This window comes from Paraburkholderia sp. WS6, from assembly GCF_030464835.1.
Taxonomy (GTDB): Bacteria; Pseudomonadota; Gammaproteobacteria; order Burkholderiales; family Burkholderiaceae; genus Paraburkholderia; species Paraburkholderia madseniana.
Genome location: NZ_JALQCK010000064.1, coordinates 1 through 24891 on the forward strand (window position 1 = coordinate 1; position 24891 = coordinate 24891).

Consider the following 24891-nt stretch of genomic DNA (forward strand, 5'->3'; position numbering starts at 1 on the left):
CCGCCTGAAGTCGAACGCTATCAAGCTGCCCATACACCACTCTTGACGTTAGCTCTCATGACGACGCATTCCCCCTCATCCAGCGAGAGTTCGAGATATCCAACCAGCGTCAGCAATGACCCAGGCGTTTGTCCCTGCGGGTCGTAAGCCAAATCAGAATCAGCAGGCATTTTGCCGTCCCCCGTCAAATGCGTCGGTCCTGAAAAGGAAGCTCGCCCCCGGCGGGACGATGACTCCACTATAGACGCCTATGTTCGAATGCGGGACATATTGGAATGCCCTGGTCAGGACCGCAACACTCCTTTCAGGCGTCCCAGCTCAGCGGGTCTCGTGTATGACCGATACAGTTCGCCAACCGTGCCGAATGCCAAGGCCGGTTTGAGCGTCGCGCCGGGAAGCGCGTCTGCAATCCAGTCAAAAGCATTCATTTCACGTTGAGCCGCATGGACTGCGGCAGTGAGCGCAGTGAGGGCTCACTCTGCGGAGTGCCCGCCAAGGTCGACGAAGCAGCTCTCAAATGGATGCTTTGTTGCGCTCTCGACGTACAACGTTGATTTTCGAACGGTCAAATCAATCTCCTTCGAGGATTGCCCGTCCTGTATATCAACTGAATGTGACAATACATCACGTTGCCCCGCCGAAGCTACGACTGGGCTAGCACGACCGCGCGACGCCCGGCCTGCGCCGGGTTACAACTGCGCGGCTTGTTGATCTTCTACTGTGAGTTCTGAAAGTAATTCAAACCAAGCGCAGCTTTCACCTCCGATACCGTCGCACCCGCCACTTCCCGAGCGCGCAGGGTCCCGCGCCGCAGAACGTTCAGCACCTCCGCGCGGTCGGTCTCCAACTCGCGGCGGCGTTCCCGAATGGGTGCGAGCATCGCCTGCAGCCGATCGTTGAGTGCGCGCTTGACCACACTGTCGCCCAGACCACCACGGCGGTAATGCGCTTTGAGTTCGTCGACCATCGGCACGTCCGGTTCGAACGCATCCAGAAACGCAAACACAACGTTGCCTTCAACCTGGCCCGGGTCGTCGACGCGCAGATGGTTAGGGTCGGTGTACATGTTGTTCACGGCCTTGGTGATTTCGTCCGGGCTCGCGCCCAGCGTAATGGCGTTACCCAGTGACTTGCTCATCTTGGTTTTTCCATCGATGCCCGGCAGCCGCGCGACGTGCGAAAGCACCGCTTCGCATTCGACCAGCACCGGCTTGTCGACCGTGCTGTTGAATCGGCGCACCAGTTCGTTGGTTTGTTCAATCATCGGCAACTGGTCGTCACCGACCGGCACGCGCGTCGCCTTGAACGCAGTGATGTCGGCCGCCTGGCTGACCGGATACGTCAGGAAGCCCGCGGGGATATCACGTTCGAAACCGCGGAGCACGATTTCCGCCTTGATGGTCGGGTTGCGTTCGAGGCGAGCAACTGTCACGAGATTGAGCAGATACTGCGTCAGTTCCGCGAGTTCGGGCACCTGCGATTGGATGACGATAGTTGATTTGGCAGGGTCGATGCCGACAGCGAGATAGTCCAGCGCGACTTCGATTACGTTGTCGGTCACCTTCTGATGGCGGCCGACGTTGTCCGTCATCGCCTGCGCATCGGCGAGAAGCAAAAACTGCTGCGCTTCGTTTTGAAGCTGCACGCGAGTGCGCAGCGAGCCGATGTAGTGACCGAGGTGCAAGGGACCGGTCGTGCGGTCGCCGGTGAGGATAACGGGTTGTTTCGCCTGTGACATGGTGAGCTCAGTGTTTGGGGACACCACCAGTCATGCGCGCGCAAAAACAAAAATGCCGCCAGGACTGGCGGCATCACGTTGTAGATGTACGTGTGAAAACGGGCCGCCTGGGTCAGGCGTGCCACCAACGATACAGGTTCAGCAAGATCGGGTTCGTTTCCATCGGATGAGTATAGCGCAGCATGCGTCCCGGAACGGTACCGGTGGACGGCGCACGAAAAACCTGTATATTTATACAGTACCGCAGGCGCAATTTCACAGCAACGAACTGGCACTTTTAATCGAGGGTGACCCATGGATGTACGCGTTCGCAGGCCCGTCCATCCAATGCCTGAGATGGCCGCCTTCATCGCAGAATTGCGCTCAGCCTTTGGCGACAAGGCGATTGACGATGCAGTCAGCCGCGGAAAATCTGGGGAGCCAGCCTTCTATGCCTGCGAAAACGGCACCGCTGTAGGCACAGCAAGTCCAGCGAACGACAATGTCTGGCACGTCAGCGCTGACATACGAGACCGGCATTATTGTCCCGGCTGCGATGGCGGCTGCGTCGGACAGGGGCTTGGTTGCAAAGAGTGGCTGCAACGGAAAGCAGACAAGGAGAAAGCGTGAAAAGTATTGGATTGGCCGTACTGATGGCGACGCTCACGCCGGCCGTGTACGCGGCTGGCTACACTGAAGTCTGGAATCCGCCGGAGGCCCGTGCAACCGCTCCCCATAGGGTCGGCGCTGCACGCAAGCTCGCGGTTCATCGACCCGTCGGTGCTCACGCGGTGAATGTGCATGCCCGGCGCACGCCGACATCCGCACCCAGGCTCCTGGCGAAGCAAAGCCACATACAGAAAACCGCGCCGACAGACGAACCCGATATGTCGGAGATTCCGCGCCAATTCACGCCCGAAGGAAACGTGCTTCGGGTTGATTCTCGCGGCATGTCGGCTGAGGTCACTCGCTGATGGAATTGGAGAGCTACAACGGCTATAGCGTGTGGGGGCACGCCATCCTGCAGCAGGAAGGCATGCTCCAGCCGGAACGGTACGCGGCGAGCGGCACGATCACTCGAAACAACAAGCTCGTTGAAGCATCCGGCGTCCTTGGCTATTTCGATACCGAAGAGCAAGCCCAGCATGCCGGACTTGACTGGGCACGAGCGTGGGTCGATAGCCACGGGTAGACGTACGGTGTGGCGGTCCCCCTCACATCGAGACGGGCCGCCTTTTGTCAGAACAGGTACATGCCGGCCACAAAAATAACGCCCGAGAACAGCAGCGCGGTGACGCAGTAGCCCATGATGTCACGAACGCCTAACCCTGCAATGGCAAGCGCCGGAAGAGCCCAGAACGGTTGCGCCATATTTGTCCACGCCTCACCGTAAGCAATCGCCATCGCAGATTTGCCAAGGTCTGCGCCGAGCGCTTGCGCGGCCGGCATAACAAATGGGCCCTGCACGACCCAATGACCACCACCGGATGGCACGGCAAAGTTGATCAGTGCCGAGCTGAGGAACGCGAGCAGCGGGAACGTGTGAACGTTGGCGATATCGACAAACCACTTCGTGATGACGCCCGCCAGGCCCGAGTGGTCCATCAGCGCCTGGATACCGGCATAAAACGGAAACTGAATCATGATGCCGGACGCGCCCTTCGCTGCCGCCGCTACCGCGCGTGCATACGCCATAGGGGTCTTGTGAAGAACGATGCCCGCTGCGAGGAACACCAGGTTGACGGTGTCGATATCCAGTGCGAACCCTTTGTTGATGAACCGGATGACGAGGAAGACGGCGCAGAGTGCTGCCACGAGGATGGCCAGTACACGGCTTTCTTCCATTCGCTCAGCGAACGTCGCGTCGGGAGCAAGCTTGCGCTCTACACTCGGCGGGTCCAGCAATAGCGCCGGGTCTACCGTGACCACGTCTTCGGGTTTCGGCATCATGAGTCTTGCCAGGATTGGCAAAAGAATAATGAGGCCGATGGTGATAAACGCGTTGTAGCCCGTAAAGATAGTGTGCGAAACCGGAATCAGACCGACGGTCTTCTCCATCGGATTGCCCTTGGTGGCGGCGACGAGCGGCACCGAGCCGGACAAGCCACCATGCCAGGTCAGGAAACCCATATAAGCACTCGCCACGAGCAACCGATAGTCGGTTCCCTTGACGCGTCGGGCCACCTCTCGCGCAAGCATCGCACCCAGAACGAGACCGAATCCCCAGTTGATGGCGCAGGCAACGGCGCCCACAAACGCCACCAACATCACCCCTTGCCCGGGCGTCCGGGCAGAGCTCGCTAGCGCGACAAGCACTCGCTTGACGGGTCCCGAGCTAGCCAGCGCATGTCCCGTTACAAGAATCATCGCCATCTGCATCGAAAATGCGAGCAGGTTCCAGAATTCGGAGCCCCATAGCATCACGAGGTCGGCAGGCGCTTTCGGCGTCAAACCAAACGCGAGCGCGAAGGTAACGCCGGTAAGCAAAATGGCAAAAATCAGGGGATCGGGCAACACCCGATGCACCACCTGAGTGAAAAAAGCAGAGATACGCTGAATCAATTGTCTACTCCTCGTCACCTTTATCGATGCGGCCAACTGTCCTTGTTACGGGCCGTAAACCGTATGGACGTAGGCCGCGCGCGCCGATTTTTGCACACAACGAAAAATCCTGCGTCGAGGACGACATTGCTGTTGCAGTCGTCGAGAAGGCGGACGTGAAGCGCGTTGTAATTAAACCGATAAGACGCGTTCTGAGTCCTCCGGTGCGCTGGCAGGCAACTCGACTTGCACTACCGTGCAATCCTCCGGCGCTCTCCTGCGATATCGTTGATTCACCCACAAACCACGCCGAACTCGAATTCGGTTTGGCGAAATCTGGAGACGACGATGGACATCAAACCAAAGGTTCGCGAAGAAGCGGTTCAAATCGATGAGATTCCGTGGAAGCCCTTCCCGGATGCGCTCTCGCAAGGAGGAATCCGCTGGAAGATGCTTCACGCCTCCCCCGAAATGGGTGCATGGACCGCAATTTTTGATTGCCCCGCAGGCTCGTCCTTCAACGCGCATTTTCACGTCGGGCCGGGCGAATATTTGCTGACGAAGGGCCGCATGGACGTCCGCGGTGGTAGCGAGCACGGCGGCGACACGGTCGTCGCACCGGCGTACGGTTACGAGTCTGCCAATGCTCGTCACGACAAAACCGCGTTCCCGGTCGACAGCGAGTTCTACATGACGTTCCTGGGACCACTATCCTTCATCAAGGAAGATGGCACGCCGATCGTGGTGGTGACCTGGGACGAAGCCCAACGTGCATACGCGGGCTGAAGGGACTGCTGTCTACGTCATGTATCGGCAACGACCATCGTTACCGATACATCCCGTTGCTCCTCTCGTGGATACTCGACATGTCAGATCTCTCTGAACAGGCAGAAACAGCAACCAAGCAGGTTCTGGACCATCATCTCGGTGCGTTCGCTCAAGGCGTTGAGGAGATTCTCAAGGATTACGACGACAGCTCCGCCATCGTTACGCCGGACAGGACCTTCCGTGGTCGCGACGAGATCGCGAGCTTCTTCAAGGCATTTCTTGACGGTGCAGACCCAGCGTTCTGGCCGGCGTTCAAGATTACAAGCATGAGCACAATCGGCAACGTAGCGTACCTCGCCTGGGAGGCAAAGCCGTGGGTCACACTCGCAACAGACACCCTTTACGTTAGAGACGGGAAAATTGCGGTTCAGACGTTCACGTCTTTTTCGGCCTGACTCATGCGTGACTTATCGGTGACCTCGTCCGTGACCACATCCGCATCGACGGCGGTGAGACGCTCTGTCGCTTCCCGGTTTAACTGAACGCTCGCGGCGCAGCTCGGCAACTGCGTCGCGCATTGCGCAACTAGGGAGTAAAAATTGGCCAAAATCATTCACGCCATGGTGCGGGTCCACGACCTTGAGCGTTCGCTGCAGTTCTATCAGGACGCGCTCGGGCTGTCGACAAGTCACCGCCTTGATTTCCCCGACTTCTCGCTGGTCTATCTTCGCAACGAAGAGAATGACTTCGAGATTGAACTGACGTGGAACAAAGGCCGCGAGCCGGCATACACGCACGGTGACGGCTATGGGCACATCGCTGTAGCCGTCCCAGAGCTTGAAAATGAGCATGAGCGCATGACGCAGCTCGGTATCCATCCCACGCCCGTGAAGGAATTCAAGCGCGGCGAAGAGATGCTCGCCCGGTTCTTTTTCATTCAGGACCCCGATGGCTACAAAATCGAAGTTCTGGAGCGTTCGGGGCATTACGTGTAAGTGCATGCAGGCAACAACAGGCACGCGGATTGAGCGAAAAGGCTAGCTCCGCCCCGCGTTTGTCATGTCAACTCGTCCAACGAACCAACGCCCACAGTCCTGCGAACATCACCCGGCGAGGCGCCGTACTTCTCCTTGAACGCCCGGCAGAAATGGCTAGTTGAATTGAAACCCCAGCGGAACGCTATCTCCGAGATACGTTGCCGGTTGTAGGCCGGGTCCGTCAGCGCCTGCTTGCAGGCGTGCAGTCGCCTGTCCAGAACCCACCCGGAAACGGTCATGTCGCTACGCTGAAACAGCATGTGCAGGTAACGCAGCGAAATGTGATTTGCCTCGGCAATCCGGGTCGGGTTCAGGTCGTCTTCGTGCAGATGTTGCAGGATGAAGTCCTGCACACGTCTGAGCATCGCCGCGCTGGCGTCGAACGTTGCTGACGGTTGCTGGCCGGATAGCGCGATACCCAGCAGTTCGAGCGTAGACCTGCTGACGGAACCCTGAACGCTTTCGTCGAGTGTTGCGATTTCATTTGAAAGGGCCAGCAGGTGCACAGCCAGCAATGAACCGACGCCTGTGCGGCTTTCGATTTTGCCTCCTGTCGGCGGCTGCTTGCGTTCCGGTAGCCGCTCCCGCATAACCGACCATGGAATCATCAGCGTCACCTTATGCAGGCGCTCGAGAACTTCGAACTCGATGGACTGGTCAGTCGTCCAGACGACTACATCGCCGGACGCGACCTCCACGCCTGAATCGCCAATCCTGAATCGTTCGCGCCCACCCGTGGTGAGTTGCACTCCGACATACAGTTCATCATCGTGGCGAACTTGCCCTCGCGTGCGTTGACCCTTGCAAGGGTCGCATACCGTCTCGACAATCCCGGCTCCCGCGAAATCATGATGTTTGACGTGGGCGTAGAACGTAGCAGGCAGACGATGAGGGACTTGCCACTCCCTGTAGCTGTGACTGAGCACCGACTGCCAGGCGTCTGTGCGGTCACCAGCCGGGACGTCGTTGCTCGACCATTCGGTAGATTGATTTCGCACGTCGTCGCTCCTTTCCCTCGGTTTCACGATGCGCTCGATGACGCGTCCAATTATCCTCCCTTCCGGTTGAATACGTGGAACAGCGTCAACGTTCCGAGCACGTGGACCTCCGCTTAGGAGCTCTGGTCACACCGAACTAACATCTCAATCCGATTCTGCCAGCACGCGATCTGCGCCTAGCTGTTGCCGTGCCTTTGCCCAATATTCCTGGGAACGTCCCTCGGGACTTCCCTCTTTCTCCCACAGATAGAACGCAAGCGTACGAACTTGCTCCTCGGTAACAGGCATATCCATTTCAATCTCCAGAAAAATTTCTTCGATTGACTAGAGCGTCGACGCCCCGGTCAATCAACAAGCAAGTCTGAAAGCCGGGCGCAATACGGCGCCCACCTCTCGAATGTCAGCACGGTCCATTCACGCTCGGCCCACGTCACCGACTAACTTCTGTGTTGGTAACGGCTGCTTGCTGCGATGCGCGCCACTACCGGCACCAAACGCGGGTTGAACAAGGGAATTGACCCAGCACGGCCTTCAGCGCGAGCAACTATGGCATCTATCGTGACTCGTGCAACCGCCCGTTGTGCCCGTTTTGCGAACTGCTTCAAACGACGATCGCTGACCGGATGCCGCGCCCATATCAGCGCCGCGAACCAACCGATAACGGTCCATCCAAGCAGGATGTTCACCATGGTCACCGCAAAGGCGTCTTCGCGGTCTCTGGCGTCTGCAATCATTGCGGGCACCAAATACAGCATCAGCGCACCTAGCAACACCGCACCTTCGATAAGCTTCAACATTTCTTCACCTCGCTACAGTTTCGATAGGAGTTTAGATCTGGCCTATCTTTTTTCTAGACCGATAGCGTGAAATCACAATTGCAAAATGCCAGACAATGGCGCTCGCTAAAGCCCATCGCGGATTGGCGGGGATCCCTATGCTGGAGGAGGTTTGCGGCGACGCGTAGGCTGCAGCGCTCCCCTGCGCGCCGATGACGGCAGAAGCGTATGCTGCTGTAAATCATCAGGAGACGACCATGAGCCTTGCTGGCAAGACACTATTCATGTCCGGTGGCAGTCGCGGCATCGGACTCGCGATTGCACTCAGAGCCGCACGCGACGGCGCCAATGTCGTGATTTGCGCCAAGACCGCGGAGCCAGACCCGCGTCTCGAAGGCACGATTCACACGGCGGCTGCGGCTGTTGAAGCTGCCGGCGGCAAGGCGCTCCCGCTGGTGGTGGATATTCGCGACGAAGAACGCGTGAAGGCGGCAGTCGCCGAGGCCGTTGCTTTGTTCGGCGGCATCGATATCCTCGTGAACAATGCCAGCGCCATTCGACTGACAGGCACGCTGGACACACCCGTCAAACGGTACGACCTGATGCATGGGGTCAATGGCAGAGGTACGTTCGTATGCGCGCAAGCGTGCCTGCCGCACCTCCTCAATGCGCCGAACCCGCACATCCTCACGCTGTCACCTCCGTTGGTCCTGGACGCAAAATGGTTTAGCGATTTTCCGGCATACACCATTGCCAAATACACAATGAGCCTGTTCACCCTGGCGCTTGCCGGCGAGTTCAAAGACCGGGGTGTCGCCGTCAATTCGCTATGGCCTCGAACAGCGATCGCGACCGCTGCTGTGCAAAATGAAATTGGCGGCAAGGACATGATTGCAGCATGTCGCACGCCTGAGATAGTCGCTGACGCGGCCCACTACATCCTGACGCGCCCGGCCAAAGAGTGCACAGGAAACTTCTTCCTCGACGACGAAGTTCTGCTGGCCGCCGGTGTGCGCGACTTTGCACAGTACGACGTGCAGGCTGGGGCCGCATTGCAAGCGGATTTCTTTGTGGAGGCCTTGCCGGGCATGTTGCCGGCAGACAATATGACGAAGCGTGCATCCCGCACCCCACCCCGCTAAAAAGTTAGGGTGTGTGGATACGGATGCAGTCACACACGCTGGAATTGCTAACTTCGCTCATACGTGGCAGTTCCAGTCCCTGTTGAATCCGGAGGAACCGTGAGTCGAACTGAGACCGCTTTGATTGTGGGCGCAGGAAAGGGATTGAGTGCTTCGCTCGCGCGACTGTTCGCAGCAGAGGGCATGCAGGTTGCGCTCGCTGCCCGCGATACCAGCAAGCTGACGGACCTCGTCGGCGAGACGGGCGCTCTGCCCTTACGTTGCGACGCCAGTCAACCGGACGATGTCACCGCACTTTTTGACCGCGTAGAAGACGCATTCGGCGCGCCCGACCTCGTTGTGTACAACGCGAGTGGCCGCTACCGCGCGGCAGTCGAAGACATCGACCCAGAGAAACTTGAGGACGCGCTTAAAGTGACCGCCGTCGGTGGCTTTCTAGTCGCCCAGGCCGCAGCCGTTCGAATGCTGGCGCGCGGCAGCGGCACCATCCTCCTGACCGGCGCTACGGCAAGTGTGAAAGGGCTGCCTGGTTCGACGCCATTTGCGATGGGCAAATTCGCGTTGCGAGGGATGGCCCAATGTATGGCGCGAGAACTCGCTCCGAGAAATATTCATGTCGCGCATTTCGTCATCGACGGCGGCATTGCGAGCAGCCGTCCTCAAGCGGACGATGCCAGCCATGAGGACAAATGGTTGGACCCTGACGCCATCGCCAAGGAATACCTCCATATCCATCGCCAGCATCGTAGTGCGTGGACATGGGAGGTTGAACTGCGACCCTGGATAGAGAAGTTTTAGCGCGTCTTGTCTTTCGACCGCAGTTCAGTAGCTCGTCATTTGCTGGCATGCTGCCGTTCATATAGAGTCAAGGGCGAGCAGACCCGGAATGGCTCCAGGTCTGCTCGCTCCTCGCTCGCAGCGAACGCTTATGCGTCAAACACCGGATACGACGCGTTGCGGATTGCCGTGATGGTGTCTTGCGTGGAAAGCACTCCGGACTCGTCCAGAATCGAAATCAAAGAGCGACCTTCAGCCACGGATTGGCGCGCAAGTTTGCTGACTCGGGCGTAGCCAATCTTCGGAACCAGTGCCGTGGCAACTGCCATGGATTCCATCAAATGCTGCTCGTTACGCGCAACATCCGCCTTGATGCCCTTGACGCACTTCTGCGAGAAACGCTGAATGCCGTTTGTGAGCAGCGCAATGCTGTCGAAAACGCGCGACGCGACCACGGGCTCAAAATGGTTGATTTCCAGTTCGCCGTACTGCACGGCCTGCGCAACTGCAACGTCATTTCCAACAACCGCAAAACTTAGCTGAATGATTGCCATCGGCAGGACAGGGTTGACCTTGCCCGGCATGATGGACGACCCGGCCTGCGCTTCCGGCAGCTTCAACTCTCCGAGGCCGCCGACAGGGCCCGAGGACAGGACTGTCAGGTCAGATGCGATTTTTGCGAGGGATACAGCACAGGTACGAAGCTCAGCCGAAACGCGCGAGAACACATCCATGTTCTGCATTGCATCGAACGAATTTCCCGGTGCCTGGTATTCCACGCCTGTAATGCTGCCAAGGTGCGTGTACACGGCGGCACGATAACCCGCGGGAGCACCGAAGCCGGTGCCAATCGCGGTGCCCCCCAGAGGCAGTGTTCGGAGCTTGTCGCGGACTGCCACGAGTTCCTCTGCCAAACGGGCTGTCAGAGACGCATAGCCTCCGAATAGTTGGCCCAGACGCATCGGCTGGGCGTCCTGCAGGCAGGTGCGGCCCAGATGCAGCACGTCGGCGAACTCGGCGGCTTTGCTATCAAAGAGAGCTGCAAGCTGCGTGACCTCTTTGATTAACGGTTCGAGCATAGCGTATGTCGCAATTTTCAACGCCGCTGGATAGGCGTCGTTGGTGGATTGGGACTGGTTGACGTGGTCATTTGGATGAATCAATTCGTAGTTTCCGGCAGCGTGACCCAATAGCTGCTGGGCGCGATTGGCGATGACCTCGTTGAAGTTCATGTTGGTGGACGTCCCGCCCGACCCTTCCATCAGGTCGACCACGAGCGAAGAGTCGAAGTGCCCCTCGATGACTTCCTGGCAAGCTTTGACGATAGCCTCACATTGCTCTTTGGTGAGTACTTCGTTGTCGCGGTTGGCCAAAGCTGCCGCCCACTTGACCCGGGCGAAAGCGTCGCGAAACTGCGGGAAGTGAGCGATATTCAGGGATGAAACCGTGAGGTTCTCAACGCCACGAACCGTGTTCACGCCGTACAGCCTGTTAGCGGGAATGGTGACCTCGCCGACATAGTCACGTTCAACTCGCTGTTCACCTTGAGTAAGCTTATTCATAAGAATTCCTTTCGCCAACGGTAATAAGTTTCTCCATTTCTCCGCCGAGAGCTTTCAGCCTCGGCATGAATGATGTTTCAATTACTTCGCGCGCTGTCTCGCACGCATCATCAAAAAAAGCGTTGTATTCGTCCCGGCGCGCTACCAGATAAAGAGAGCGCTCGAGACCCAACTTTTCAACCACATGGGTCGCAACGTTGCCCGCATGCGTGACACCCTGAAGAAGACACATCGGCGAGGTGATGGCCCATCCAATTCCTTCCGCAACCATCGAGGTCAAAGCATCGGCATTGTCCAGTTCAAGCCGGTTTGGAAGCCGTACTTCAATCCGCCGCAAATACCGCTCGATCTGCAATCCAACCTGTGATGTGCGATTGAACCGGACGATGGGTAAGCTGCTGCCAAGCGCGCGTACATCCTCGATGGTTCGCACAGGCTTTCTTAGCTCCCTCGGCGTGATAACAAAGTAGCGCTCCGAGAAGAGTCGGTACCGGACCACGTCATTGGCGTCAGCCAGCGGGTCGCTCGTGACGATCAGGTCCAGGTCGCGGCGCAGAAGCGCTTCACCCTGCTGGGGACTCAAACCGGTACGTATCGACAACTGCGACACTTTCCCCAGCAGGTTCTTGGTGAAAACCGAGCCGCAAGTCGACGCAAACGAATCGACCAGTCCGATACGCAATTCCGGTTTGATGCCTCGTCCGGCTTCGACTACCTGTGCCTTCAGATTGGCAATCTCTTCGCTTAACACGGCGCCCCGGTTCCGAAGTGCGATGCCAAAGGGTGTTAGCGCCAGCGGCCGGGTCGTGCGGTTCACCAGCACGACGCCCAGTTCTTCTTCGAGTTGCCGAATGATTTGCGACACGCCTGATTGAGATATGCCCAACCTGGTTGCCGCCGAAGACATACTTCCCGCTTCCGCCACGGCGACAAAGACCTGTACCGCATGCATATCGATTGGTTTGTTCGGCGACATGGCGTGTCCTGATAAAAGCGTACTGGCTTATGTTCACGCGTCCGGGCCGCTGCCTTCCAAAGGGCATCAGATGCGTGGCTTGCTGCTACCCAACGCTGAGGTAGCGATGGATGCGTCATGTCGCTCTTCAGCTATCGGTTGGTCATCGGTTGCGGAGTCGGACTTTACGTCCGCGAGGCTTTCCCCACCTGTTTCGGGCGCCAGCATGTGACAGAAGACTCCGCCGAAAAGCAGCACCGCGACACAGACACCCAATGAAGCGTGAATGCCGACGTGCTGAACGGCGAGCGGCAGCAGAAACGTGCTGATGGCTGAACCGAAGCGGCTCGCGGCGACCGCGAGGCCAACGCCAGATGCTCGAAGGTGCGTCGGGAAGAGTTCGGGCGGATAGACAAATTCGAGGTTCGCCGCAGCCGAGAGAATGCATGCGAAGAGGCCGAACGCCAGCATCGTGCCGATGGGTCCAAAGCTGGCATAGGCGAGCACAGCCAAAGCAAGCGCCGCAAAGTAGAAGGTCCCGATGAGGAACGTGCGACGGGAGAGCTTATCGATGAGCAACAGGCCAATCACGGCGCCGGCAAAGAGCAGGATGTTGTAGACGAGGCCGCCCACGAACTTGTCTTTTACTTGCAGCGCCTCGAGAACCTTCGGCGAAAACGTGCCCAACGCGAAATACGGAATGACCTGGCACGTGTAGAAGACGCAGCCAACGATGGTGTTCTTGCGCCAACGCGGCGAGAACAGCTCCGACCAGGCGCCGCGATGCTGTTGAGACGCACCAGCCGGCTTAGAAAGCATGACGTCAGGGCCGAACTTGCGACGGATGATCGCAAGCGCTTCGTCGCCACGTCCACGTTTCATGAGCCACATCGGCGACTCAGGCACGATGAGGCGGAACGGAAGAATCAGCAGGGCCGGAATTCCGCTCGCGGCAAGCATGAGCCGCCATGCGTCAGGGCCGATGTCCCGCATGGCGAAGCCGGCAAGATAGGCACCAACATACCCCGCTGCCCACGCCGCAGCGAGCACGCTAAGCAGACGTCCGCGATAGCGGCGCGGCGAGTACTCCGTCACAAGGGATTTGCTGACCACATAGTCGGCGCCGAGGATGAACCCGAGCACGAGGCGCAACACCAGCAACTGTGCGGGTGACGTCACGAAATATTGAGCGGCCGAGACGACCGCGAAGAGCAGCATGTCGAACGCAAAAATCGTCCGGCGGCCGTACTTGTCCGCAATCGGGCCTGCCAGCATGCTGCCGAAGAAGAGCCCCGCCAGCGACGCCGCTCCAAGCAACCCCATCCAGACGGCATTGAGATGTAACGGACCGGCAGCCATGCTGACGGCAATGCCGATAATCCCCAGCACAAAACCATCGCTGAACTGCCCGCCTGTTCCGCTGAAAGCCACCCCTATGTGAAAGGGGCGGAGCGGTAAATCCTCCAGCAACACCTGTTTGTTCACAATCGTCTCCTGTCTCGTTCTGGTGCTCAATCAGACTGCACCTTGGAAACCAGTGTATGGTGACGACTTCAGGAAAACAGCATGTCACAAGTCAGTATCACTAACTCTAATACTATGCCGCATTGGAACTGAATCTGCGAGCTGCAGATAGCTCGAGGCTTATGGCGAGATCTGCGAGCACACTTTGTTGTGTGCGCATAGCCAGTGACAGGGTGTCTGGACCGTCAAAGAACTGCAGCGCGCCGTCGGGATGCCCGCCGTAACGCCAGCAGCGAATGACGAACTGGTGCAGATGTGCGTCGTTCCAGCCCATGGCGAGCTGCATCACATGATGCAGTTGCGCGATCGTAATCTGCTCGGGAACCAGCAGGCGCCGCCAGACCGGCGGGCTGACGCCCCGTAGACTGATTCGCAACTGGAGCACGGAAGTGGTTTGGGAAGAATCACCGAACATCGACCCACTATAGCTGCTCCCCCGAGCCATATTCACAGGTCAGACTTCAGCCCCCACTTTGGCGCGGTCTCCGAGTCGGGGAGTTGCCGAATGACATCTTCGAGACTCGATGCGCCTGCCGCAACCGCACTGAGGAACATGCTGATTGAAAACTCCACCACCTGATCGATTGAAAGCGGTTTATCGGATCGAGGCATGCGATCTGAGAGGATCAGCGTCGCGAGTCCGTGCTCCACGCTCCAGGCAGCATGGGTGACGAGCGTCAGCGATTGCTCTTCCCATTGCTTTTCCAACGCAAATTGCTCAACAGACGAAGCGAAAAGCCGGAACGACTTCGTGATCTCCGTGCTGAGCTCCGGGTAAGAATCGCGCGCGACGATCCGAGGACCGACCATCAATTCGAATAACCCGTTATAGCGCTGGGCAAACTCCACATAGACTCTCATCATCCGATATGCCTTCGAAAGCGCCGTCTCGTCGGATGCCGCTATTGTGGCGCGCAGCGCCGCGAGATCGCGAAAGCCATCTGCTGCAATGGCAGCCAGCAGGCCTTCCTTGCCGGCGAAATGGTGAGAAGGCGCCGCCTCCGACACACCTGCTTTACGTGCCAGGTAGCGCAGACTGAGTTCGTGGACGCCTATCTCCTCCAAAGCGCGACGCCCCTCTGCAATCAGTGCATTACGCAGATTTCCGTGGTGATAGGGCACGGACACGTCAGTCGATGCTTTTGAATTCACGATGGCACCATGAAAGTGGTCAGACTATTAAAAGTACAAATCTGCTTCGCAACACGCCTCGCACGCCGCTTGCCGATATCCCGGCGCACATGCTAATCGCACTCTCCTCTCCCCCAGCATCGGGAATACCCTAATTTTAAACCAACTTATCAGTGTTAGGATCGAGTCATTGATTCGCACGGCACAAGGCATGGACCGTTTTAGCGCGGCGTAGGCGCGGAACGCACAGCCAGATCGTTGAAAACGGCAAACCAGCCTGGCCTGACACGCTCTCAAGGTAGGCATATACCTTGTATTTCGCATTCCTATATTTTTTTACAGTCTTCGTAACAATTCGTCCGGCAACCCACCGGACCAACATGCAGGATAAGACATGAGCATCGTTTTCTTTGAAAAAGACGGCGCCGTCGGCGTCGTCACCATGGCAAAACCGCCCCACAACCTGCTCGACGATATCTTTATTCAGGAACTGCTCGCCGCATACAGCAGAGCCGTCGAGGAAGGGTGCCGATCGATTCTCCTACGTAGCGGCATGCGCCACTTCTGCGCGGGCGCGGACGTGACAGCATTCGCAGCGGGCGGGCGACGCCGCGATCAGACTAACCTCGAGGCGCTGCTCGATGCCCTCGAGAATATCCGCATCCCTGTGGTAGCGGCCGTGCATGGCGGTGCGCTCGGCGGTGGCTTCGAACTGGCATTGACCTGCGACATGATCCTGGCGGCCGACACGGCTTTCTTCGGTATGGCTGAAGCGTCTCTCGGTCTGTTGCCGCTGCTCGGCGGCGTTCAGAGAGTCGTGCAGCGTGTGGGCGTGGCACGCGCCAAAGAAATGGCAATGTTCGGCCGGCGTCACGATCCGGCAGCACTCGAACGCTGGGGTGCCATCAACCTCGTCGTCGCCGAGGCCGAATTACCGAATGTGTCGATGTCATGGGCCCGCCAGCTTGCAGCCGGCCCCACAGTCGCCCTGGGCGGTATCAAGAAACTGGCGAATCTTTCGGCGCGCCGTGGCATCGAAGGTGCCGATGCACAGCAGACCGAGGTGAACAACATGATGTGGGCAAGCGCCGACCAGAAGCGCGGTCTGCAGTCCTTCGCGAAGACCGGTCCGGGCTCCGCAGTATTCGAGGGGAACTGATCATGAACGCACCACTCGACGGGCTGAAAGTCATCGACTTCACACGCGTGCTCGCGGGCCCGCTGTGTACCAAAACACTGCGCGATCTCGGCGCCGACGTGACCAAGATCGAACCGCCCGGTGGCGACTCGGGCCGCGGAGGCGTGCCTCACATTGACGGGATGTCGGTCTACTATGCGCAGCAGAATGCGGGTAAGCGCAATCTCAGCATCGACCTGAACTGGCCCGAAGCACGCGAAATCGTGATCGACATGTGCCGCGACGCAGACGTCATCGTTGAGAATTTCCGCCCCGGCACACTCAACCGCTTCGGTCTTGGCTATGAGCAGGTTCGCCAGTTCAATCCGGCGATCGTCTACGTTTCCATCAGCGGTTACGGACAGACCGGGCCGTGGCGCAACCGACCCGCGTTTGCCCCGACGGTGCAGGCGGAAACCGGCCTGACCGACATTCTGCAACAGCACTACGGCGACTCGCTTTCTGAACTCAAGAACGATGCCTGCAGCCATGCGGATGTCTACACCGGCCTGCATGCCGCAATTGCGGTGCTCGCCGCAATCCAGCATCGCAACCGCACCGGGGAAGGACAGCACGTCGATGTCGCAATGGCCGCGACCATGCTCGCGGTCAACGAGCGCGCTGGCGCGCAACTGTCCGGGATTGACACACAGGGCGAGCCACCGGCGCTGAGCGCGCCTGAATCCCATATCTTCAGGCTACCGGACGGACGTCAGTTGACCATCGCCGCGAGTCCCATCTACTCGCCAATGTTCGTCCGCTACTGCTCCATGATGCGTCGAACCGATCTGCTGCTCGACCCGCGCTTTGCGACCGCGCCACTGCGCCGCCTGAACCTCGATGCTCTGCTGAGCGAAGTCCGCGCCTGGATTCTCACCTTCACCGACCTGGAGGAACTTCAGGCGCAGGTGAGCGAACAAGGCCTCGCTGTCGGTGTGGTCCGCAGCACGAATGACCTCGCGGAATCTGAGTGGGCGCAAGACTGGGGCGCGATTGTCCAGGTGGACGATCGCTCGGGCGGCACGATGCGCATGCCGGGTGTGCCATGGCGCTTCAGTAGCGCAACCTTGCCGCCGCCTGGCGTCCCTGCTTTCCAGGGCGAACACAACGTCGAGTTACTCGCCGAGCGCGACGTCGATCCCGCTTTGATCGAGGAACTGCGTCAACGCCGTGTGCTGCTTAGCCGCCGGAGCCTGCGGGGTGAATTCGATGAACCTTGACCGTACGCACGATGCGGCTGTCAAGAGCTGGCTTGCATCGGCCAATGAGCCTCACTGCGACTTTCCGCTGCAGAATCTCCCCTACGCGATCTTTCGCCGCAAGGGAGAGTCGGAGGCGTTTCGCGCAGGTATCGCGCTGGGAGACCAGGTCATCGACCTGGCCGCCCTCCTTCGCGAACGCTGCCTCAGCGGCCTCGCCATGCAGGCGGCCATCGCCTGCACGCAACCTTCGCTCAACGAGTTCTTCGCCATGGGCCCGGGCGCATGGCGAGCCTTGAGGCACGCCGCCTTCGCGCTTTTCGAAGCGCCAGCGGGAAACGTGTCGGCGACGCCTGATACCGACGTGCTGCGCCGGTGTCTCGTTCCGCAGGCGCTGGTCGAATACAGCTTGCCAGCCCGCATCGGCGACTACACCGATTTCTATACGTCGATCGACCATGCCCGCAACATCGTCAAGCTGCTGCGTCCTGACCCGGTACTGTCGCCAAACTTTCAGTGGATGCCTATCGCCTATCACGGACGTGTCTCGAGCATTGGAATATCCGGCGAGGAAGTCCGGCGACCGCTTGGACAACGACTTGCTGCGGGGCACAGCGTGCCTGAGGTATCCGCGTGTGCGCGGTTGGACTATGAGCTCGAACTGGGAATCTTCATCGGCGTTGGCAACCAGCAGGGTGAGCCGATTCCCGTCACGAGTGCCGAACAACATGTGTTCGGCCTTTGCCTGCTGAACGACTGGTCCGCTCGCGACATACAGATGTGGGAATCGACACCTTTGGGGCCGTTTCTCGCGAAGAATTTCGCTACCACAATCTCTCCGTGGATCGTCACCATGGAAGCGCTGGCGCCGTTTCGTCATGCGTGGGAGCGGCCCGCAGACGAGCCTCAACCGCTGACGTATCTCGATGCGCCCGCCAACCGCAGCGAAGGGAGTATCGACATCCAACTCGAGGTATGGCTGGAGTCCGAGCGGCAGCGTGCAAGTCAGGCACCTGCCGCACGGCTGTCGCACACGAGCTTCCGTCACCAGTACTGGACGATCGCGCAAATGGTCGCGCATCACACCATTGGTGGCTGCAATCTGCAGAGCGGTGACCTGCTCGGTAGCGGCACGATCTCGGGACCAACGGCCGCTGAGGCTGGCGCCTTGATCGAACTCACTGCCGCAGGAAAGACACCCGTCGCTCTGGGCAATGGCGAAACGCGCGGCTTCCTGGAGGACGGCGATGCGGTCGTCATGAAGGGTTGGTGTGAGCGGCCCGGATTTGCGCGCATCGGGTTCGGAGAGAACCGCGGAGCAGTACTGCCCGCGCGAACGGTGGTGTAGAAGCCGTTGCTGCACCATCGCGGAAACGCGGGCAACAACGCCCGCTCCCGCACTGAAACTGTCATGACACCGGCCAAACAGATCCGGGCATATCACCAAGGAGACACTTCATGAACTCGCTCTATGACGCCGATACGAACGCCTTGAGCGACGCATCCGAAATCACGCTACGACGCGCCTATTCGGCTTCGGAATGGAGAATCATTCCACTTCTCTTCCTGCTATGGCTGCTCGCGTGGGTCGATCGTGCCAATGTCGCGTTCGCGAAATTGCAGATGCTTTCCGATCTGCACTTCAGTGAAACGGTGTACGGCTTCGGTGCGGGACTGTTCTTCCTCGGTTATGTGGTGTTCGGCATACCCAGCACGACAGTTCAGCAAAGGCTCGGTGCAAGACGAACGATCTCCGTGATTGCCATCGGTTGGGGACTCACCAGCATTGCAATGATGTTCGTCCGTAGCGCGCCGCTCTTCTACTTTCTGCGGTTCCTGCTGGGCGCGTTCGAGGCTGGCTTCTATCCGGGCGTAATTCTCTATCTGAATCTATGGTTTCCAACGAAACGGAGAACCCGAAACTTCAGCATTTTCCATTCGGCCGCTATTTGTTCGACTGTCGCCGTAGGCCTGTCCGGCGGCTTCGTGCTGCAACATATGAGCGGCGTGTTGTCCCTTGCGGGCTGGCGCTGGATGTTTCTGGTGCAGGCAGCCCCCACCCTGCTGCTGGGCTGCCTCGTACTATTTGTCCTCTCCGATGGGCCGGAGACAGCGTCCTGGCTGTCCCCTGAAGAACGGCTGCTCATCGGGGCCGACCTCGCTCGCGACCGCAAACGCGCCTCTGCGGAAGTGAACCACCAGCGACCGCTGCTTGCCAATCCGGTTGTCTGGGTACTGGTTGCCGTCTATTTTTGCATCCTCAGTGCCAATACGGCGCTGAGCTTCTTCATTCCGACCATTCTGCGGGATGCGGGATTTGGTGGCTACACAGCGATCGGCAACGCTATCGCGGCCATCTGTATTCTTGGCGCTGTCGGCAACATTGCATTCTGCACATACGCGAGCCGTCATGGTGACCTCCGCTACCACTGCTCGATTGCCTCTGTGGTGAGCGTCGCGAGCCTGCTTCTGCTGGTACTCGTGTGGCACAGCAGTCGCACCGCCACCTTTGTGACGCTCGCCCTCGCGCTCGCAGGCACAGGTGCCGGCATCTCTCTTTTCTGGCAGATTCCGATGCGGTACCTGAAGGCTAGTGGGGCCACGGTCGGAGTGGCCTTCATCAGTTCGGTTGCGAACCTCGCAGGTTTTCTGACGCCGTGGCTTACCGGGTACGTACGGGAAGCTACCGGCACCTATACAAGTGGCTTTGTCACCGCTGCGTGCATGCAAGCATTGGCCGCGGTCATGCTCGTTGTGATCTTGCCTATTGCTTCCCGTAAGAATCAGCCTCTCCTTTCCAGTGAGGGATGATGCTGCCGCCCGCGACCGTACTACCCCGTAGCGAACCGATCGTTGCGCCGGATTTTAGCCAACCCGGCGTAACCCTTTAAGTCCAGAAATCGGCTTCCGTGCCCGGGCACTTGACACTCGCTGCGCAACGCTTCATACCAAATTAATAGCATTACTAAACGACTATATTTTTACCAATTATGGGCGCTCTCAATCATATCCGTGTGCTGGATCTCACCCGCGTGCTGGCCGGTCCGTGGTGCGCACAGACGCTCGCCGATTTCGGCGCCGACGTCATCAAGATCGAACGACCCGAAGTCGGCGACGACACGCGTCACTGGGGCCCTCCGTACCTGAAGACGCCGGACGGCGCAGATACGCGCGAGGCAGCCTACTATCTCGCCGCGAACCGCAACAAGCGCTCGGTGACCGTGGATATCGCGACGCCCGAAGGGCAGCGCATTGTCCGCGAGCTGGTCGCCCACAGCGACGTGGTGCTGGAGAACTACAAGGTCGGCCAGTTGAAGAAATATGGCCTCGACTACGCCTCGCTGAAAGAAATCAAGCCGGACATCATCTATTGCTCGGTGACCGGATTTGGCCAGACTGGACCCTATGCGCAGCGTGCGGGCTACGACTTCATCATCCAGGGAATAGGCGGCTTCATGAGCATCACCGGGGAGCGCGACGGCTTGCCTGGCGGCGGCCCTCAAAAGGCAGGGGTGGCGATCACAGACCTGATGACGGGTATGTACTCAAGCGTCGCCGTGCTGACTGCCCTCACCCATCGCGACCGTACCGGCGAAGGCCAGTACATCGACATGGCGCTGCTCGACGTGCAGGTCGCCATGCTCGCGAACGTTAGCTCGAACTTCCTCGCCAGCGGCCAGCCGCCGGTGCGCTGGGGCAACGCGCATCCGAACATCGTGCCCTACCAGACCTTCCAGACCAGCGATGGCTGGATCATCGTCGCGGTCGGCAACGACGGGCAGTTCCGGAAATTTGTCGAAGCCGGCGGCCGGCTGGAACTGGCCGACGACGAGCGCTTCGCCACCAATCCGGCGCGCGTGCGCAATCGCGAGACCCTGGTGCCGATTCTCGCGGAGATGGTCCGCGTACGCGGAAAGCATGAATGGATCGCTGCACTCGAAGCTGCCAGCGTGCCCTGCGGCCCAATCAACGATCTCGGCGAGGTATTCGAGAACGAGCAGGTGGTGGCGCGCGGACTGCAACTCGACCTGCCCCACCCATCCGGCGGCACCGTGAAGGTGGTGCGCAACCCGATCAACATGAGCGCAACGCCGCCTCAGGCGCTCATCCACCCGCCTCAGCTTGGCGAACATACAACTGACGTTCTGCGCGTCGTCCTGGGCTATGACGATGAACGAATCGCGGCGTTACGCGAAAACCTGGTGATCTGAAGGGTCGTCCGGGTGCTGCCTCGATTTGTGCGCGGTGTCAGGCAGTGCAATGCCAGCACCGCGGGTTTTTGAAGTGAGCCGTTCCGCCGCTCAGGTCGCCAGGAGACCAACGGCACATTGCTGAATCAATATTTACCTATAACGCTTCGATGGGGACATACATGGAATTGAGGAAGGCGATTTTTCTTGCGACCAGCGGACTGGCTAGCGCATCGGCCTGCGCGCAAAGCAGCGTGACGCTCTACGGTCTGGTTGATGCAGGTATCGGTTATGTGAACAACGTGGCCAGCCGGCCCGGAGCCATCGGTGCCCGCAAAATACAGGAAACATCCGGTGTCGGTGCCCCGTCCCGATGGGGCTTTCGCGGGGTCGAGGATCTGGGTGGCGGCAATTCCGCCATCTTCGTGCTCGAGAACGGCTTCAGCGTCGCCAGCGGCACGCTATTGCAAGGTTCACGTTTATTCGGCCGCCAGGCATATGTTGGACTGGTCAACAAGGATCTGGGGACCGCGACCTTCGGGAGACAGTACGACTCGGTCGTCGACTTCGTCGGACCTTTTGTTTCTTCCAGACAATGGGCGACTCAATATGGCGCGCACGTCGGTGACATCGACAATCTCTACACCACCTTCCGCATCAACAACTCCGTCAAGTACACCAGTCCCACCTATCGTGGGCTGGCCTTCGGAGGGTTATACGCCTTCAGCAATCAGGCTGCCGGTTCAGCTGGCACCGGCTTCTCAAACAATAGCGCATGGAGCGTCGGCGCGAGCTACGCAGCGGGACCTGTAACGCTGGGAGCTGGTCACCTGCACCTCTCAAGCCCTTCGGCCGGGGGTACGGGAGGAAGCAATACTGGCGGCGCCATCGTCGGCGATTACACGAGCGTCACCGATATCTTCTATGCACGTCCGGTCAAGACCCAGGACGTCACCGGCGCAGGCGTGGCATACCAGTTGGACGCAGCGACGCTGGGGTTCGCATATACAGTGGCCAAGTTGCGGTACGTCGACAATTCGAGCTTTTCTCTTTCGAACTATGAGGCCAACACAAAGTACCAGATTACCCCGGCCTTTCTTGCTGGCGTCGCATTCATTTACAGCGACGGAAAGGTAGGTGGTGCCTCGAAAATAGCTAACATTACTGATGGGACCCACCCTCGTTGGGCGCAGATAAACCTGGGGGCGCAATACCTGCTTAGCAAAACTACGACAACGTATGTCGCCGCGGTCTATCAGAAGGCCCTGGGCGATGCCCTGACCGCAACGATCGACAGCGTGGGCGGTCCAACGGGCTCCAATTCGAAATACCAGCTCGCCGTTACCGCTGGCTTGCGCGTCAGGTTCTAGTACAGCTTCCCCGATAGCAAAGTTATTGCTATTCGAACGCGACGTCCCGTCAACCGACAATCGCCCGCAGAACCGACTGCGGGCGGGATCGACAGTCACTTACCCATCCGGAGTAAATATGAGTTCCCTACAAGACGCCCAACTGCTGGGGCGTGGTTTCTACTGGCAGGAGATTCAGGCCGGTCAGCGCTTTCGCACGTATCGTCGCACGGTAACCGAAACCGACCTTGTCAATTTCATCTCGGTGACCGGCATGCTCGAGGCCATTTTCATCGACGCGGACTACGAGCACGGCGCCATGCGTGGCCGTGCGGTCCCCGCTGCGCTGACGAGCGGCCTGATCGAAGGACTGTTATTCCAGACGATGATACAAGGCACCGGTCTGGCACTTCTGGATCTGACGTTAAAGGCTCACGGTCCGGTTCTCGTCAACGATTCGATCTATGGGATAGTGGAAGTCGAGGAAGTGAAACCCACATCCAAAAACAATCGTGCAGTCGTGACGAGCCGCATCGACGTGTTGAATCAGCGTGATGAGCGCGTTCTTTCATACACCGCGAAGCGGTTGCTGGCCGGTCGCCCCGCTTAAGGTCCGGAAGCACGGCACCGCCGTGCGTTGCTCGTCAACGCATCCGCGTCTTCAAGTCGTGCACCGTGATCGATCAGCTTTGTCGATGCAATTTCCCCCGAAGACGGGCCCAAGGCAGGGACACATCAGGCTACATCGTCGGGATGCAGACCGTTTTTGAATCCAGGCGCGAGTATTCCCCGTATATGCGGTCAGAGCCGTGCAATTACGCGTGGCAACTCTGGGGAGTGCACCATGAAATGCAAGCCTATGTTCGTCGCTGTCGCACTGTCAGCAGCCGTCTCTGGCGCCTTTGCGGCCAGCGACACGGTCATGGTCGGTGGTCAGGCGATGTATCCGAGCAAGGACATCGTGGACAACGCGGTCAACTCGGCTGACCACACCACGCTCGTCGCTGCAGTCAAAGCCGCGGGCCTCGTCGATACGTTAAAGAGCCCAGGACCGTTTACGGTTTTTGCACCAACGAACGAGGCGTTTGCCGCGCTGCCGGCTGGCACAGTCGACACGCTCGTGAAGCCTGAAAACAAGGCGACGTTGACCAGCATCCTGACATACCACGTTGTTCCTGGACGTTATGACTTCCGCAAGCTCGACCAGGCCATCAAGGCCGGTGGCGGCAAGGCGGAACTGAAGACAGTCAATGGAGAGCTTCTGACGTTCAGTGAAAACGGCCCGCACAACATCGTAGTAATGGATGCCAGTGGTCACACTGCCGACATATCGACCTACGACGTCACCCAGAGCAACGGCGTCATCATGGTGGTCGATAAGGTACTGATGCCGAAGTAAAAGGACAAATGCGCACGACAAGAAGTGCGAATTCAGCGCAGCGTTGTCATTTTCGGCGCTGAGTCACGACTGACTCACATGTCTCGCATCTGGACGCAGCAAATGTCTGCCCTGTTCGGATGGGAGTAGCTGCTTGCGCTCCGCCGCTGCGCAATCAGTCAGACTTTAGCGGTATATGAGACTTCGGCGCTGCTAACGCACGGGTCGACATCACAGGAGAAATACCATGGACAAGTTGACGATGAGGGCTCTGTTCGCGCGTGTCGCTGTCGCGTCACTCTGCGCGTGCGCCGCGACGTTTGCGCAGGCTGGCGGGAATGGCAACGGTGGAAATGGCAGCGGCGGTGCTCACGGTGCCGCAACCGCTGGGATGACGTACCACGGCGAGCCCGTCTCGAGCCCGTGGAACCGGGTTCCTGGCGACATGAGCAAGAGCGCGGACACCACGAGTGGCATGAGCATGTCCACTATGCGCCCCGAAGACAGCAGCATGTCAACAAAGACTGTCCAGTAAGACCTTTCAGAATTGCCGGCGTGCGGCCATTCCAAGGTCAGGTCGCTCGCAAGTTGGAGTTTCGGTACCTCCGTGGTGCTTCGGTTTTGGTGATATCGGCATCTTTCGTCTTGCCGGCGGCGCATCTGACTTCTG

At 58.9% G+C, this 24891-nt stretch carries 27 protein-coding genes; 17 read left to right on the forward strand and 10 right to left on the reverse strand.

Going from position 1 to position 24891, the window contains the following annotated elements; genetic code table 11:
* Positions 1 to 715: 715 nt before the first annotated feature.
* Entirely contained in the window at positions 716 to 1738 is a 1023-nt protein-coding gene (gene trpS / locus M0D64_RS41670) for a tryptophan--tRNA ligase (protein ID WP_266261924.1), read from the reverse strand.
* A gap of 294 nt (positions 1739 to 2032) precedes the next feature.
* Here trpS and M0D64_RS41675 point away from each other — a divergent pair, with 294 nt between their 5' ends.
* From M0D64_RS41675 to M0D64_RS41685, 3 genes are read left to right on the forward strand one after another with little or no spacing between them, the layout of a single operon-like run.
* Positions 2033 to 2347: a hypothetical protein gene (locus M0D64_RS41675; protein WP_154560128.1), complete on the forward strand. Its 315-nt coding sequence runs from the start codon at positions 2033 to 2035 to the stop codon at positions 2345 to 2347.
* Positions 2344 to 2691, forward strand: a complete 348-nt coding sequence (locus M0D64_RS41680) for a hypothetical protein (protein WP_266261925.1) — start codon at positions 2344 to 2346, stop codon at positions 2689 to 2691. Before M0D64_RS41675 ends, M0D64_RS41680 begins: the two co-directional genes overlap by 4 nt.
* On the forward strand, positions 2691 to 2909 hold the full coding sequence (locus tag M0D64_RS41685; RefSeq protein WP_154560129.1) for a hypothetical protein: 219 nt from the start codon (positions 2691 to 2693) through the stop codon (positions 2907 to 2909). The genes M0D64_RS41680 and M0D64_RS41685 overlap by 1 nt, the downstream gene beginning before the upstream one ends.
* A 47-nt stretch (positions 2910 to 2956) precedes the next feature.
* Here M0D64_RS41685 and M0D64_RS41690 read toward each other — a convergent pair whose 3' ends face one another.
* Positions 2957 to 4279, reverse strand: a complete 1323-nt coding sequence (locus M0D64_RS41690) for a TIGR00366 family protein (protein WP_266261926.1) — start codon at positions 4277 to 4279, stop codon at positions 2957 to 2959.
* A 327-nt stretch (positions 4280 to 4606) separates the two neighbouring features.
* On the opposite strand from M0D64_RS41690, the gene M0D64_RS41695 reads away from it, so the two are divergent.
* From M0D64_RS41695 to M0D64_RS41705, 3 genes are all read left to right on the forward strand, one after another.
* Positions 4607 to 5044 carry an acetylacetone-cleaving protein gene (locus tag M0D64_RS41695; RefSeq protein WP_093632326.1) on the forward strand — a complete coding sequence of 146 codons (438 nt, stop codon included), beginning with the start codon at positions 4607 to 4609 and terminating at the stop codon, positions 5042 to 5044.
* Between the two features lie 80 nt (positions 5045 to 5124).
* Positions 5125 to 5481 (forward strand): nuclear transport factor 2 family protein, encoded by a 357-nt coding sequence (locus M0D64_RS41700; protein ID WP_266261927.1) that lies wholly within the window; start codon positions 5125 to 5127, stop codon positions 5479 to 5481.
* A 144-nt stretch (positions 5482 to 5625) separates the two neighbouring features.
* The gene (locus M0D64_RS41705; RefSeq protein WP_154560132.1) at positions 5626 to 6021 is read left to right on the forward strand and encodes a VOC family protein; all 396 of its coding nucleotides are present in this window, start codon (positions 5626 to 5628) and stop codon (positions 6019 to 6021) included.
* 62 nt (positions 6022 to 6083) lie between these two features.
* Here M0D64_RS41705 and M0D64_RS41710 read toward each other — a convergent pair whose 3' ends face one another.
* The 3 genes from M0D64_RS41710 to M0D64_RS41720 all read right to left on the reverse strand — a co-directional run bounded on the left by M0D64_RS41710 (position 6084) and on the right by M0D64_RS41720 (position 7858).
* A complete protein-coding gene (locus M0D64_RS41710; protein ID WP_168435669.1) occupies positions 6084 to 7061 on the reverse strand; it encodes a helix-turn-helix domain-containing protein in 978 nt (325 codons plus the stop codon).
* A gap of 144 nt (positions 7062 to 7205) precedes the next feature.
* Positions 7206 to 7355: a DUF2934 domain-containing protein gene (locus tag M0D64_RS41715; protein ID WP_154560133.1), complete on the reverse strand. Its 150-nt coding sequence runs from the start codon at positions 7353 to 7355 to the stop codon at positions 7206 to 7208.
* Between the two features lie 143 nt (positions 7356 to 7498).
* A complete protein-coding gene (locus M0D64_RS41720) occupies positions 7499 to 7858 on the reverse strand; it encodes a superinfection immunity protein (protein WP_154560134.1) in 360 nt (119 codons plus the stop codon).
* 236 nt (positions 7859 to 8094) lie between these two features.
* Here M0D64_RS41720 and M0D64_RS41725 point away from each other — a divergent pair, with 236 nt between their 5' ends.
* Together M0D64_RS41725 and M0D64_RS41730 are read left to right on the forward strand one after the other, a co-directional pair.
* Positions 8095 to 8979, forward strand: coding sequence for an NAD(P)-dependent oxidoreductase (locus M0D64_RS41725; RefSeq protein WP_266261928.1), 885 nt, complete (start codon positions 8095 to 8097; stop codon positions 8977 to 8979).
* 126 nt (positions 8980 to 9105) lie between these two features.
* Entirely contained in the window at positions 9106 to 9777 is a 672-nt protein-coding gene (locus M0D64_RS41730) for an SDR family NAD(P)-dependent oxidoreductase (RefSeq protein ID WP_266261942.1), read from the forward strand.
* Between the two features lie 128 nt (positions 9778 to 9905).
* Here the strand turns inward: M0D64_RS41730 and M0D64_RS41735 are convergent, their stop codons facing one another.
* The 5 genes from M0D64_RS41735 to M0D64_RS41755 all read right to left on the reverse strand — a co-directional run bounded on the left by M0D64_RS41735 (position 9906) and on the right by M0D64_RS41755 (position 14925).
* Complete coding sequence (locus M0D64_RS41735) at positions 9906 to 11318, reverse strand: aspartate ammonia-lyase (protein WP_154560137.1); 1413 nt, start codon at positions 11316 to 11318, stop codon at positions 9906 to 9908.
* On the reverse strand, positions 11311 to 12294 hold the full coding sequence (locus tag M0D64_RS41740) for a LysR family transcriptional regulator (protein ID WP_266261930.1): 984 nt from the start codon (positions 12292 to 12294) through the stop codon (positions 11311 to 11313). The genes M0D64_RS41735 and M0D64_RS41740 overlap by 8 nt, the downstream gene beginning before the upstream one ends.
* A 66-nt stretch (positions 12295 to 12360) precedes the next feature.
* Positions 12361 to 13758: an MFS transporter gene (locus tag M0D64_RS41745; protein WP_266261931.1), complete on the reverse strand. Its 1398-nt coding sequence runs from the start codon at positions 13756 to 13758 to the stop codon at positions 12361 to 12363.
* Positions 13759 to 13870: 112 nt separating this feature from the next.
* Positions 13871 to 14212, reverse strand: coding sequence for a plasmid pRiA4b ORF-3 family protein (locus M0D64_RS41750; RefSeq protein WP_154560140.1), 342 nt, complete (start codon positions 14210 to 14212; stop codon positions 13871 to 13873).
* Positions 14213 to 14244: 32 nt separating this feature from the next.
* The gene (locus M0D64_RS41755) at positions 14245 to 14925 is read right to left on the reverse strand and encodes a TetR/AcrR family transcriptional regulator (protein WP_266261932.1); all 681 of its coding nucleotides are present in this window, start codon (positions 14923 to 14925) and stop codon (positions 14245 to 14247) included.
* A 397-nt stretch (positions 14926 to 15322) separates the two neighbouring features.
* Between M0D64_RS41755 and M0D64_RS41760 the strand changes: the two genes are divergently transcribed.
* From M0D64_RS41760 to M0D64_RS41800, 9 genes are all read left to right on the forward strand, one after another.
* Positions 15323 to 16087, forward strand: coding sequence for an enoyl-CoA hydratase/isomerase family protein (locus M0D64_RS41760; RefSeq protein WP_266261933.1), 765 nt, complete (start codon positions 15323 to 15325; stop codon positions 16085 to 16087).
* 2 nt (positions 16088 to 16089) lie between these two features.
* Positions 16090 to 17325 carry a CaiB/BaiF CoA-transferase family protein gene (locus M0D64_RS41765; protein ID WP_266261934.1) on the forward strand — a complete coding sequence of 412 codons (1236 nt, stop codon included), beginning with the start codon at positions 16090 to 16092 and terminating at the stop codon, positions 17323 to 17325.
* On the forward strand, positions 17315 to 18652 hold the full coding sequence (fahA, locus tag M0D64_RS41770) for a fumarylacetoacetase (RefSeq protein ID WP_154560143.1): 1338 nt from the start codon (positions 17315 to 17317) through the stop codon (positions 18650 to 18652). Before M0D64_RS41765 ends, fahA begins: the two co-directional genes overlap by 11 nt.
* Before the next feature lie 110 nt (positions 18653 to 18762).
* Positions 18763 to 20115: an MFS transporter gene (locus tag M0D64_RS41775; protein WP_154560144.1), complete on the forward strand. Its 1353-nt coding sequence runs from the start codon at positions 18763 to 18765 to the stop codon at positions 20113 to 20115.
* Positions 20116 to 20294: 179 nt separating this feature from the next.
* Positions 20295 to 21515, forward strand: a complete 1221-nt coding sequence (locus tag M0D64_RS41780) for a CaiB/BaiF CoA-transferase family protein (RefSeq protein WP_154560145.1) — start codon at positions 20295 to 20297, stop codon at positions 21513 to 21515.
* A gap of 161 nt (positions 21516 to 21676) precedes the next feature.
* Complete coding sequence (locus tag M0D64_RS41785; protein ID WP_266261935.1) at positions 21677 to 22864, forward strand: porin; 1188 nt, start codon at positions 21677 to 21679, stop codon at positions 22862 to 22864.
* Between the two features lie 118 nt (positions 22865 to 22982).
* Positions 22983 to 23453, forward strand: coding sequence for a MaoC family dehydratase (locus M0D64_RS41790; RefSeq protein ID WP_154560147.1), 471 nt, complete (start codon positions 22983 to 22985; stop codon positions 23451 to 23453).
* Positions 23454 to 23687: 234 nt separating this feature from the next.
* Positions 23688 to 24242, forward strand: a complete 555-nt coding sequence (locus M0D64_RS41795; RefSeq protein WP_154560148.1) for a fasciclin domain-containing protein — start codon at positions 23688 to 23690, stop codon at positions 24240 to 24242.
* 226 nt (positions 24243 to 24468) lie between these two features.
* Positions 24469 to 24756 carry a hypothetical protein gene (locus M0D64_RS41800; RefSeq protein ID WP_266261937.1) on the forward strand — a complete coding sequence of 96 codons (288 nt, stop codon included), beginning with the start codon at positions 24469 to 24471 and terminating at the stop codon, positions 24754 to 24756.
* Positions 24757 to 24891: the final 135 nt, after the last annotated feature.